Below are 13,130 nucleotides of genomic sequence, written 5' to 3' on the forward strand. Positions count from 1 at the left end.
CGCCGCGGCCACTTCGTTTGATGGTGCAGGTGGCTACGACACCTTGAGCTACGCCACCTCCGAGCAAGCGATCAACCTGACGTTGACCGGCGTCAACGGCACCGGTCTGGGCGGCGATGCGCAGGGTGATGCCTTCAGCAACCTGGAAGCGGTTATCGGCACGGCGTTCGATGACGTCTTTACCCTCAACTCTGGTAGCACCAGCATCAGTGGTGGTGCCGGTAACGACGTTTACATCATCAATGGTCCGTGGACCGGTGGCATCGGTGAAGGCGCCGGTGGCGGCGATGATGAGATCCGTACCAACCAGCTCAAAATGGGCATGAGTGGTGAAATCGAACGCTTGACCTACACCGGTACCGGCAACTTCACCGGCACAGGCAGTGCTGGCAATAACATCATCACCGGCGGCGTCGGCAATGACGTGCTGATCGGTGGCGCGGGGGCCGACCAGTTGATTGGCGGCGCAGGTTTCGACACGGCCAGCTACGAAGACGCCAATCAGGGCATCGGCGTGACGATCAACCTGAAAACCGGGGTTCACACCAGCCTGGCGGCGGGCGATACGTTCAACGGTATCGAGGCGTTTCGTGGCACCAGTTACACCGACAATTTTGTCGCCGATGCCACGGCCACCTCGTTTGATGGTGCGGGCGGTTATGACACCTTGAGCTACGCCACCTCCGAGCAAGCGATCAACCTGACGTTGACCGGCGTCAACGGCACCGGTCTGGGCGGCGATGCGCAGGGTGATGCCTTCAGCAACCTGGAAGCGGTTATCGGCACGGCGTTCGATGACGTCTTTACCCTCAACTCTGGTAGCACCAGCGTCAGTGGTGGTGCCGGTAACGATGTCTACATCATCAATGGTCCGTGGACAGGTGGCATCGGTGAAGGCGCCGGTGGTGGTGACGATGAAATCCGTACCAACCAGACCAGTATGGGCATGAGCGGCGAAGTCGAGCGCTTGACCTATACCGGGACGGGTAACTTCACCGGTACCGGCAACGCTGGCGACAACATCATCACCGGCGGCGCCGGCAACGATGTGCTCCTCGGCGGTGCAGGTGCCGACCAATTGATTGGCGGCGCCGGTAACGACGTTGCCAGCTATGAGGACAGCCTTGCTGCGGGTGTCACGGTCAACCTGAAAACCGGTGTACACACAGGCTTCGCCGCAGGCGATACCTTCTCTGGTATCGAAATCATTCGTGGCAGCAAGAACGGTGACACGTTCTTCAGTGACGCGCAGGCCAACATCTTTGACGGCGGCACCGCGGGTGGCGTCGATACCGTCGATTACTCGTTGTCGGCACAGGCCGTGAACATCACGCTAACCACGCTCGGCGCCGGCAGTGGCCAGGGCGGCGACGCGCAGGGCGATACCTTTACCAATATCGAGAAAGTCGTCGGTTCGGGCTTCGACGATGTGTTTATCACCGGCTCCGCAGCCTCCCTGTTGCAGGGCGGGGCGGGTAACGATCTGTACATCATCAACGGCTCGCCCAATCAGTCGGTCATCGAATTGGCCGGTGGTGGTGACGACGAAATACGCACCTCGCTGAGCACCATGACCTTGAGTGCCGAAGTCGAACGCCTGACCTATACCGGCACCGGTAACTTCACCGGTACAGGCAATGCGGGCAACAACATCATCACCGGTGGCGTTGGCAACGACGTACTAATGGGCGGTGCGGGTGCGGACGTCTTCATCGGTGGCACGGGCCTCGATACCGTCTCCTACGACGACTCCACCGTAGGCGTGACGATCAACCAGAAAACCGGTGTTCACACTGGCATTGCTGCTGGCGATACCTTTGAGGGTATCGAGGTCATTCGCGGCTCCAAATACAGTGACACGTTCATGGCCGGCGCCGCTGCCGACAAGTTCGACGGCGGTACGGCCGGCCCGGACAACATGGACGTCGTCGACTACTCGCAGTCTGGAGCGGCCATCAACCTGACGCTGGTTTCCGGCACCGGCACCGGGACCGGTGGTGACGCCGAGGGCGATTCGTTCTCGGCAATCGAGAAGGTGATCGGTTCGGCGTATGACGATGTGTTCACCACTTCCACGTCCGGCTCCTTCACTTTGCAGGGGGGGGTGGGCAATGACGTCTACATCGTCAACGCCGGTGCCTCGGCGGTGATCATCGAAGCGCAGGGCGGCGGCGACGACGAAGTGCGTACCAACCAGCTCAGCATGGGGCTGCACAACAACGTCGAGCGCCTGACTTACACCGGCACGGGCAACTTCACCGGTCGCGGTAATGCCAGCGACAACATCATCACTGGTGGCGCCGGCAACGATACCTTGTTGGGCGGTGCGGGTGCCGACAGCTTTATCGGTGGTGCCGGTACGGACACCGTCAGTTATGACGACAGCACGGTGGCGGTGACGCTCAATTTCAAGACGGGCGTATACAGCGGCATCGCCGCAGGTGACACCTTCACCGATATCGAACTGATTCGCGGCACGCAGTACGCCGATACATTTATCGCCGGTGCCGGTGCGGACAAGTTCGACGGTGCTACGGGCGTGGATGTGGCGGATTACTCGCAATCCGCCCAGGGCGTGACGCTGACATTGGGTGCTGCCGGTATCGGCTCTGGCACGGGCACGGGGGGCGATGCCGAGGGAGACAGCTTTTACGGCATCGAAACCATCATCGGCTCGGCTTACAACGACGTCTTTATCGCCAATGCCAACTCGACCGGTTTCACTGTACAAGGCGGTTTGGGCGACGATGTTTACGTCCTCAACAACGCAAACTATGGCGCGATCATCGAACTGGCTGGCGGCGGTAATGATGAAGTGCGCACCAATCAGTCTTACTACCTCATGAATGCCGGGATCGAGCGCTTGACCTATACCGGTACCGGGATGTTCCAGGCGCGAGGCAATGCGCTCGATAACGTCATCACGGGCGGGGCCGGGGACGACATTTTGATGGGGGGCGATGGCGGCGACACGTTTATCGGTGGCGATGGTTTCGATACGGTCAGCTATAACGACATCGGGCCGGTTGGAGTGGTCATCAATCTCAAAACTGGCGAGCACACCGCAATAGCCAAGGGCGATACCTTCCAGAGCATCGAGAAGTTCGTCGGCTCGGGGCGCGACGACACCTTCATCGGTAATGATCAAATCAACAATTTTGACGGTGCTTTCGGGCGCGACACGGTCAGCTTCGCCTTTGAAAGCTCGGCCATCACCCTTGACCTCACTCAGCCACTGACCGGTGCCGCCGCAGGCGATACCTACACCAACATCGAAAACTGGGAAGGTACTGCATTCAATGACACGTTGATCGGTGGTGCCGGCGCCGAGACGTTTATTGGTGGCAAGGGCGCTGACTTTATCGATGGCGGTGCAGGTGTTTCCGATGAAGCCTGGTACATCGGCAGTTCGGCAGCGGTGCAAGTCGACTTGCAGGCCAATACAGTCACCGGCGGTGATGCGAGCGGCGATGTACTGGTCAATATCGAGGGGCTGCACGGCTCGTCATTCAATGACACGCTGACGGGTAACGTAGGCTGGAACACTCTCTATGGTGGCGCAGGCAATGACCTGATCCGCGGCGGGGACGGTAACGACTCGATTTATGGCGGCAACTACGAGCCTTACGCCATCAACGGTCCGGATCGCAGCGGTCCGGCCGAGGCGGATCAGCTGTTTGGCGGCAATGGCAACGACAGCATGTTCAGCGCCAACAACGATGTCGGCAGCATCCTGCATGGTGATGCCGGTAACGACGACATTAACGTTTACGCCGGTATTGCCTACGGTGATGACGGCAGTGACTCGCTGGTTGGGAATGGGCCTGAGTATCAGCTATTTGGCGGTGCCGGTTCGGATACCTTGATCATGTCCGGCGGTGGTTATGCCTATGGTGGTGAGGGCAGCGATACCTACAAGGTGTTGTCTTCGACCAATGTCATGATCAAGGACGATGGTACTCAGGGCAGCGATAGAGTCGAGCTGCAGAATATCAAGTCGTATGCCGATGTGATCATCAAGACCGACGGCACCAATGCCTACATCTTCAATGCTGTGGAGTGGAATGCCGGCAAGCAGAACAATGCGGTGATTCTTGCGGACTGGTATGCCGGCTCGAACACCATCGAAACCTTCGCTACCGCCAATGGTGATACGTTCACCATTCCGGTAGTGGGGCAGGCGATGGCCGAGTCCTTTATGGTCTGATGAGGCACTGAAACCACAATGAGCGGCGAAACCTGTAACCGGGTTTCGCCGTTTTTTTTGCTTCGATTTTTATTCCAGACAAAAGAAAACCCCCGACACACCAGAAGTCTGTCGGGGGTTTCTTTTGCCCGGAGAATATCAGGCGTTTCGCAACGCCTGATTCAGCTCAGCTTATTGGCAAGCTTCGCAATCCGGCTCGTCAATGGCGCAAGCCTTTGGCACTGGAGCTGGACCGGCAGGAACTGCCAGAACCGAATCGTCGCCGTGGTTGCCGCCGCTGGAAACAGCGTTCAGCTTGCCGGTGTTGATGGTCGACTTCTCGGTGCTGGTCGCGGCCAGGGCACGGAGGTAGTAAGTGGTTTTCAGACCACGGTACCAGGCCATGCGGTAGGTCACGTCGAGCTTCTTGCCCGAGGCGCCGGCGATGTACAGGTTCAGCGACTGGGCCTGGTCGATCCACTTCTGACGACGGCTGGCGGCGTCAACGATCCACTTGGTGTCCACTTCGAACGCGGTCGCGTAGAGCTCTTTGAGTTCTTGCGGGATGCGCTCGATCTGCTGAACCGAACCGTCGTAGTACTTCAGGTCGTTGATCATGACCGAGTCCCACAGACCGCGAGCTTTCAGGTCGCGAACCAGGTACGGGTTGATCACGGTGAATTCGCCCGACAGGTTCGATTTCACATACAGGTTCTGGTAGGTCGGTTCGATCGACTGCGAGACGCCAGTGATGTTGGCGATGGTCGCGGTCGGTGCGATGGCCATGATGTTCGAGTTACGAATGCCTTTCTGTACACGGGCGCGAACCGGTGCCCAGTCGAGGGTTTCGTTCAGGTCGACATCGATGTACTTCTGGCCACGGGCTTCGATCAGGATCTGTTGCGAATCCAGTGGCAGGATGCCTTTGGACCACAGCGAACCCTGGAACGTCTCGTACGAGCCGCGCTCGTCAGCCAGGTCGCAGGACGCCTGGATCGCGTAGTAGCTGACCGCTTCCATCGACTTGTCGGCGAACTCGACGGCAGCGTCGGAACCGTAAGGGATGTGCTGCAGGTACAAAGCGTCCTGGAAGCCCATGATGCCCAGACCGACCGGACGGTGCTTGAAGTTGGAGTTCTTCGCTTGCGGCACCGAGTAGTAGTTGATGTCGATCACGTTATCGAGCATGCGTACAGCGGTGTTCACGGTGCGTTGCAGCTTGGCGGTGTCCAGCTTGCCGTCAACGATGTGGTTCGGCAGGTTGATCGAGCCCAGGTTGCAGACAGCGATTTCGTCCTTGTTGGTGTTCAAGGTGATTTCGGTGCACAGGTTCGAGCTGTGAACCACGCCGACGTGCTGCTGCGGGCTACGCAGGTTGCACGGGTCTTTGAAGGTCAGCCATGGGTGGCCGGTTTCAAACAGCATGGACAGCATTTTGCGCCACAGGTCTTTGGCCTGGATGGTCTTGAACAGTTTGACCTTGCCCGGGTATTCGGTCAGGGCTTCGTAGTACTCGTAGCGCTCTTCGAAGGCTTTACCGGTCAGGTCGTGCAGGTCCGGCACTTCGGATGGCGAGAACAGGGTCCACTTGCCGTCATCGAAGACGCGCTTCATGAACAGGTCAGGAATCCAGTTGGCAGTGTTCATGTCGTGGGTACGACGACGGTCATCACCGGTGTTCTTGCGCAGCTCGATGAACTCTTCGATGTCCATGTGCCAGGTTTCCAGGTAGGCACACACAGCGCCTTTGCGCTTGCCACCCTGGTTAACGGCTACTGCGGTGTCGTTCACTACTTTCAGGAACGGCACAACGCCTTGGGATTTGCCGTTGGTGCCCTTGATGTACGAACCCAGAGCGCGAACAGGCGTCCAGTCGTTGCCCAGGCCGCCGGCGAATTTCGACAACATGGCGTTGTCGTGGATCGCGTGGTAGATGCCCGACAGGTCATCCGGCACGGTGGTCAGGTAGCAGCTCGACAGCTGTGGACGCAGGGTGCCGGCGTTGAACAGGGTCGGGGTCGACGACATGTAGTCGAAGGACGACAGCAGGTTGTAGAACTCGATCGCACGGTCTTCTTTCTGCTTCTCTTCGATCGCCAGGCCCATGGCTACGCGCATGAAGAAGATCTGTGGCAGTTCGAAACGCACGCCATCCTTGTGGATGAAGTAACGGTCGTACAGGGTTTGCAGGCCCAGGTAGGTGAATTGCTGGTCACGCTCGTGGTTGATCGCCTTGCCCAGTTTTTCCAGGTCGAAGGAGGCCAGCACAGGGTTCAGCAGTTCGAACTCGATACCTTTGGCGATGTAAGCCGGCAGTGCCTTGGCGTACAGGTCGGCCATTTCGTGGTGAGTGGCGCTTTCGGCCACACCGAGGAAACCCAGGCCTTCGGCGCGCAGGGTGTCCATCAGCAGGCGGGCGGTCACGAACGAGTAGTTCGGCTCGCGCTCAACCAGGGTACGGGCGGTCATCACCAGGGCGGTGTTGACGTCGGTCAGGGCCACGCCGTCGTACAGGTTTTTCAGGGTTTCGCGCTGGATCAGGTCGCCGTCGACTTCTTCCAGACCTTCGCATGCTTCGGTGACGATGGTGTTCAGGCGGCCCATGTCCAGCGGCGCCAGGCTGCCGTCGGCACGGGTGATGCGGATCGACGGGTGAGCGTTGACCGCTTCTTCGGCCGGCGCGTGGGCAGCGCGTTCTTTCGAACGACCGTCACGGTAGATCACGTAGTCGCGCGCAACTTTCTGCTCGCCGGCACGCATCAGGGCCAGTTCGACCTGGTCCTGGATTTCTTCGATGTGAATGGTGCCACCCGATGGCATGCGACGCTTGAAGGTCGCGGTGACTTGTTCGGTCAGGCGCGCAACAGTGTCATGAATTCGCGACGAAGCGGCAGCGGTGCCGCCTTCAACTGCGAGGAACGCTTTGGTGATAGCGACGGTGATCTTGTCATCGGTGTAAGGAACGACAGTGCCATTGCGCTTGATCACGCGCAGTTGACCAGGCGCGGTGGCTGCCAGATCCGAAGTCGAATCAGCGGCCTGCGGCAAGGTGCCCTGCGGGTTCTCGCGAGTTGTGTCGGTTTGCATGGGGGGTGATCTCCACATTCTCTATGTTTGTTTGGGCACCATCATGGTGCTCACCGTTCTGGTCCGAAGCACTACAACCGACGGGCGTCGGGCATAACAACTTCGGATCAGTAGGAAAAAGGCTAATGACGCCGCATCCTTGCCGAAGTTTTTGGCCGCGAGCCAGGGCTCGAGCCGGATTCCTTCCCGGGTGACAGTAATGACTGCAACACCCGTACCGTTCCGGTCGTTTCCAACCTGAAAAACGATGCCATCCGCAAGTGCGGTTTGGGCTTTGAAAAACTTGCTTGGTTCAACCGGAAACCGGCAATAAATCGCTTGAGTTTCAGGTCTGAAATGTGGTTGGGCGTTTAAGCGGAAAACCCTATATGTAGGGTCTATCCCTGCGCCGTGCTACAAGATAATGCGTTTCACGGGTGCTTGCAACGTACTAGCTGTGGATAAACCTGTGCGTAAATTGTGTAAGAAATCCGGAATTCCCGTGTAGGCCGCGAACCTGCTGAGTTAGACCGTCTGTCACTGTTTTTTCACCGGGAAAAACGCTTCAGCGGATTTTTAAGGGCGCGAACCCTATCACAAAAAACTGCCTTGTCCGAACGCATTTACCGACTTGTGTTCTGGCTGTACGCCGTTTATACAATCGGCCGGTGCGCAGGCATTCTTATCCTCCTCAAACATGACAAAAGGACGGGAGGATCACGCTAAATATCGCGTACCCCTGTAGGAGCTGCCGGAGGCTGCGATCTTTTGAGCCTGATCTTGAAAAGCAAGATCAAGAGATCGCAGCCTCGTTTCACTCGACAGCTCCTACAGGGCATCGTGCGGATTCGGGCAATCGTCCTCCTTTATTAATAACAATAGAAAGCAGAGGTCACCGGTGGAGCAACAAGCCTTTCAGGTATTGATCGTCGAGGATGACCAGCGACTGGCCGAACTGACGCGCGACTACCTGCAAGCCAATGGACTGCGCGTAGACATCGAAGGCAACGGGGCGCTGGCGGCGGCGCGGATCATCAAGGAGCAGCCGGATCTGGTGATCCTCGATTTGATGCTGCCCGGCGAAGATGGCCTGAGCATCTGTCGCAAGGTGCGTGATCAGTATGACGGGCCGATTCTGATGCTCACCGCACGCACTGACGATGCCGATCAGATTCAGGGCCTTGACCTCGGTGCCGACGATTACGTTTGCAAACCGGTGCGCCCACGGCTGTTGCTGGCGCGCATTCAAGCGTTGCTGCGCCGTAGCGACACACCTGAACCGCTCGCCGAAAAATCCCGGCGACTGCAATTCGGCCCGTTGGTGGTCGACAACGCCTTGCGTGAAGCGTGGCTGAGCGACAACGGCATCGAGCTGACCAGCGCCGAATTCGACCTGCTCTGGCTATTAGTGTCCAACGCCGGGCGGATCCTGTCCCGCGAAGAAATCTTCACCGCCCTGCGCGGCATCGGCTACGACGGCCAGGATCGCTCGATCGACGTGCGCATCTCGCGCATCCGCCCGAAAATCGGCGACGACCCCGACCATCCACGCCTGATCAAGACCATTCGCAGCAAAGGTTATCTGTTTGTTCCCGAAGCCTGTGTAGACCTGCCGCTGTGAACTCGATCTTCCTGCGCATCTACGGCGGCATGTGCGCAGCGCTGATTCTGGTGGCAGTGCTCGGCGTGCTGGCGCTCAATCTGCTCAACCAGGTGCGCAGCGAGCAGTATCGCGAACGGCTGGCCCACGGCACGTTCTCGCTGATGGCCGACAACTTGCAGCCGATGAATGAAACCGAGCGCCATCGTGCGTTGCTGGTGTGGGAGCGTTTGCTGGGGATTCCGCTGGCGCTGAAGAAGTTTGCCGAGACCGATCTCGATCTGACCCAGCGCACTCGCGTGCAGCGGGGGCAGGCGTTGGTCGAGCAGACCGGGCCGCACGCGGCGAAGGTTTACCGGATGGTCAGCGATAAGGAACAGCTTGTGCTGGTGGGGGAAGTGCAGCAGATCAGCGAGCAACTGGCCCGCGCAACCATTTACCTGCTGGCCGATGAACTGGTGCGCGTGCCGGTCGCCGAGCAGCCCAAGCGCCTCGCGCAGATAAAGCAAGAGAAGGGCTTCGGTTTCGATCTGCGGCTGGTCACGGTGAATGACGCCGACATGGACGAAGACCAGAGCCGCCGCGTGGCCGAAGGCGACACGGTGATGGCGCTGGGCAAGGGCGGCGATTCGATCCGCGTATTCGCTGGCATGGTCGGCACGCCGTGGGTGCTGGAAATCGGCCCGTTGTATCAGATGAATCCGTACCCGCCGGAATGGCTGGTACTGATCGCCGCACTCGGCCTGACCCTGATCGGCCTCATCGTTTATTTGTTGGTGCGCCAGCTCGAACGGCGTTTACGCGGCCTCGAAGCGGCGGCCACGCGGATTGCCAAGGGCAGCCTGGAAACCCGTGTGCCGGCGCGCGGTGCCGACTCGGTCGGGCGTCTGGCGTCGGCGTTCAACGGCATGGCCGAGCACTTGCAGCAACTGCTGGCGATCCAGCGTGAACTGGTGCGTGCGGTGTCCCACGAATTGCGCACGCCGGTGGCGCGTCTGCGTTTCGGTCTGGAAATGATCGGTTCGGCGACCACCCCGCAAGCGCTGGAGAAGTACCGCGAAGGCATGGATCACGACATCGAAGACCTCGATAAACTGGTCGATGAAATGCTCACCTATGCGCGATTGGAGCAGGGTTCGCCGGCGCTGACCTTCCAGCGCATCGATCTGGATGCGCTGGTCAATCAGGTGATTGAAGAGCTGGCGCCGTTGCGCGCCGAAGTCACGGTGCAACGTGGTTTGTGCCTGTCTGCGGCGGATAACGATGATGCCTGGGTCGAAGCCGAGCCGCGTTATCTGCATCGGGCGCTGCAGAATCTGGTGAGCAACGCGATGCGCCATGCGCGTTCGAAGGTGACGGTCAGTTATCAGGTCGGGCAATTGCGCTGCCGCGTCGATGTCGAGGATGACGGGCCGGGCGTGCCGGAAGTGGCGTGGGAGCGGATTTTCACTCCATTTCTGCGCCTCGATGACAGCCGTACGCGGGCGTCGGGCGGGCATGGCCTGGGCTTGTCGATTGTGCGGCGGATCATTCACTGGCACGACGGCCGGGCGATCATTGGCAAGAGCAAGAGTCTGGGCGGCGCCTGTTTCAGCCTGAGTTGGCCGCGTAATCAGGAACGCCGGTAATTCTTTGCGGTGATTGTGCTGGCCCCATCGCTGGCAAGCCAGCTCCCACAGTGACCGTGGTGAGCACAGTTTCAAGGTTCACACAGAAACCTGTGGGAGCTGGCTTGCCAGCGATGAGGCCCGGACAGGCGCTAAAGATTTCAGGCCTGAATGCTGACCAGACTCAACAACTGCCCACCGTGCACGCCGAACTGAGCCTCCAGTTCAGTGCCGTTAAGCCACTCGGCCGACAAGTCCGTCAACAGCCGCAACCTCACTTGACCCGCTTCAGTCCACTCCAGCACTTCAGCGTGCTCGAAATAAAAGCGCTTCTGCACAATCGGGTACAGCGCTTTGAACAGACTTTCCTTCACCGAAAAGGTCAGCGTCACCCACAGCGCCAACTGATCCCGCGAGGCGGCCGTCATGCGTTGCATTTCAGGTGGCGTCAGAATCTCCCCAGCCAGCCGCTCGGCACGTTCGGTGTCGAGCAGGTTTTCCAGATCCATGCCCAGACCGCGCCAGTGTTGCTTGTTGGCGACAATCGCTGCTGCGCGTCCGGTGCTGTGGGTGATCGAGCCGCAAATGTGCGCGGGCCATATCGGCGCGCGGTCTTCACCGATCGCCGGCACAACGCTGCTGCCTTCCAGTTGCTGCAACGCCGCGCGGGCGCAAATCCGCCCGGCGAGAAATTCCGCCTGACGTTTGGCCACCGAGCGCTGAATGCTCGGCGGCGCAACGACGGCGCTGCGCTGAAAGTCATCGCCAAGCAGTCGGGTCGGGTCGAAATGGGTGGTGAGCAGCACGGTGTCGGGCAATACCGTTGGCAACGGCCAGTGGCTGTCGAGCGCGGTGCAGCAGGCGGGGAGGGCGGGGGTGAGATTCATGGCGGGCATTTTGCCGGTTAGCGCCAACACTGACCAGTGCCCACCCGTGTAGGAACTGCCGAAGGCTGCGATCTTTTGACCTTGCTCTTATAAACATCAAGATCAAAAGATCGCAGCCTTCGGCAGCTCCTACAGGGGGGGCGCGGTTAGCTAAAGATTTTCTGGAAAAACGCTTTCATATCCGCCCAGGATATTTCGTCTGCTGCTTTGTTGTACCCGATGTCCGGGCCACCGTGTTCACCATGGCTCAGGCGATCGGCATCCGGATTTGTGAAACCATGCTTGGCACCCTTCAGACTGACAAACTTGTAGTCAGCCCCGGCCTTGTCCATTTCTGACTTGAAGGCAGTGACGTTGTCGGCAGTGACCATGCTGTCCAGCGCGCCATGCTCGACCAGAATCTTCGCCTTTACGCTGCCGGGCGTCGCCGGGGTTTTGGTTGCCAGCGCGCCATGGAAACTCACCACGCCCGCCAGCGGCTCACCTTGTCGCGCCGCGTTGAGTACCACGCCACCGCCGAAGCAGTAACCAATGGCGGCGATTTTATTGACGTCGGTCTGCGGTTGTTTCTTCAGCAAATTCAGCCCGGCCTCGAAGCGCTTGCTGGAAGCCGCCGCATCCTGCGTCGCTGCCTGCATGAACGCCATCGCATCTTTCGGGTGCTCGGTGTTCTTGCCTTCGCCGTACATGTCGATCGCCAGAGCGCTGTAACCGAGTGCGGCGAGATCGCGCGCGCGGCGCTTGGCGTAGTCGTTCAGCCCCCACCATTCGTGCACCACGATGACACCCGGGCGTTTGCCTTGGACGGCGTCGTCGTAGGCGTAGTAGCCGATCAGTTTCGTGCCGTCGGCGCTCTGGTAGGGGATTTCTTCCGTCTTGATCGCAGCCTGAGTGAGGCTGCTGACAGCCAGCAAAGTAAGGGCGAGGAACAGGCGCATGGTCGAGTCTCCTGACAGTAAAGGGTCAAAACAGCCTAGTTCATTTGGTTCAGGTCAGGTTCAGAGACGGTTCAGGGGCGGTACAGGGGAGGGTCAGTAACCTTGCGCCATACCCAAACAGCACTGTGAAAGAGGAAATACCCATGACTTTTAACAAACTGTTGCTGGCATTGACCGTAATGAGCGCCAGTATCGCGGCCCAGGCCGATACCACTTCCAACTTCGCCGGCCTGTCCTTCGGCCAGACCAGCGACAAGATCGACAAGTCCCACTCACTGAACAATAACCTCGACCACCCGAACGCCACCGGCGCCATCGACGGCAACAACACCTACGGCGTACGCCTCGGTCAGCAAAACAGTCAGGGTCGCTACTACGCCACCTACGACAACGTGTCAGGCTCGCACAATGGCATTAAACTGCGTCAGGAAAACCTGCTGGGCAGCTACGATCTGTTCTACCCGGTGGGCGGCAGCACCAAGCTGTTCGGCGGTGCCACGGCCGGTCTGACCAAGTTGACCCAGGATTCGCCAGGCTACAGCCGCGACAGTGACATCGGTTACGCCGTCGGCGGCCAGTTCGGGGTATTGCAGCAAGTTTCGCAAAACACCTCGGTCGAACTCGGTTACCGTTACCTGATGAGCAACGCCAGCACCGAAATGAAAGAAAGCGGTGGCAGCAAGCAAGGCTCGCTGGATCTGAACAGCAGTGCCCAGACTTACCTGTCGGCTAACTACAATTTCTAAGGCGTTGCCAGCAGGTTCAATGTTGGAGCGAGCCTGCTCGCGAAAGCGCCGGTTCAGTCGATGAGAGGTCGACTGAGCCATCGCCTTCGCGAGCAGGCTC

At 59.2% G+C, this 13,130-nt stretch carries 7 protein-coding genes; 4 read left to right on the plus strand and 3 right to left on the minus strand.

Going from position 1 to position 13,130, the window contains the following annotated elements; translation table 11 throughout:
• On the plus strand, positions 1-4,207 hold a 4,207-nt coding region (locus tag M9827_RS27750), incomplete at its 5' end, for a beta strand repeat-containing protein (RefSeq protein WP_284676878.1).
• Between the two features lie 171 nt (positions 4,208-4,378).
• Here M9827_RS27750 and M9827_RS14360 read toward each other — a convergent pair.
• Positions 4,379-7,273, minus strand: coding sequence for a ribonucleoside-diphosphate reductase subunit alpha (locus M9827_RS14360; RefSeq protein ID WP_250605918.1), 2,895 nt, complete (start codon positions 7,271-7,273; stop codon positions 4,379-4,381).
• A gap of 877 nt (positions 7,274-8,150) precedes the next feature.
• On the opposite strand from M9827_RS14360, the gene M9827_RS14365 reads away from it, so the two are divergent.
• Positions 8,151-8,873, plus strand: a complete 723-nt coding sequence (locus M9827_RS14365; RefSeq protein ID WP_250605919.1) for a response regulator — start codon at positions 8,151-8,153, stop codon at positions 8,871-8,873.
• Positions 8,870-10,480, plus strand: a complete 1,611-nt coding sequence (locus M9827_RS14370) for an ATP-binding protein (RefSeq protein WP_123453378.1) — start codon at positions 8,870-8,872, stop codon at positions 10,478-10,480. Before M9827_RS14365 ends, M9827_RS14370 begins: the two co-directional genes overlap by 4 nt.
• Positions 10,481-10,620: 140 nt before the next feature.
• On the opposite strand, the gene M9827_RS14375 is transcribed toward M9827_RS14370, so the two are convergent.
• Positions 10,621-11,346, minus strand: a complete 726-nt coding sequence (locus M9827_RS14375; protein WP_250605920.1) for a 4'-phosphopantetheinyl transferase family protein — start codon at positions 11,344-11,346, stop codon at positions 10,621-10,623.
• 146 nt (positions 11,347-11,492) lie between these two features.
• Positions 11,493-12,284, minus strand: coding sequence for a dienelactone hydrolase family protein (locus tag M9827_RS14380; protein ID WP_250605921.1), 792 nt, complete (start codon positions 12,282-12,284; stop codon positions 11,493-11,495).
• 143 nt (positions 12,285-12,427) lie between these two features.
• On the opposite strand from M9827_RS14380, the gene M9827_RS14385 reads away from it, so the two are divergent.
• Complete coding sequence (locus tag M9827_RS14385) at positions 12,428-13,030, plus strand: porin family protein (RefSeq protein ID WP_250605922.1); 603 nt, start codon at positions 12,428-12,430, stop codon at positions 13,028-13,030.
• Positions 13,031-13,130: the final 100 nt, after the last annotated feature.

The sequence above is a fragment of the Pseudomonas sp. AKS31 genome (assembly GCF_023634765.1).
GTDB lineage: Bacteria > Pseudomonadota > Gammaproteobacteria > Pseudomonadales > Pseudomonadaceae > Aquipseudomonas.

Coding starts and splice junctions, on each gene's coding strand:
- M9827_RS14380 (WP_250605921.1), bottom strand. CDS start 12,284: ATGCGCCTGTTCCTCGCCCTTACTTTGCTGGCTGTCAGCAGCCTCACT.
- M9827_RS14385 (WP_250605922.1), top strand. CDS start 12,428: ATGACTTTTAACAAACTGTTGCTGGCATTGACCGTAATGAGCGCCAGT.
- M9827_RS14375 (WP_250605920.1), bottom strand. CDS start 11,346: ATGAATCTCACCCCCGCCCTCCCCGCCTGCTGCACCGCGCTCGACAGC.
- M9827_RS14360 (WP_250605918.1), bottom strand. CDS start 7,273: ATGCAAACCGACACAACTCGCGAGAACCCGCAGGGCACCTTGCCGCAG.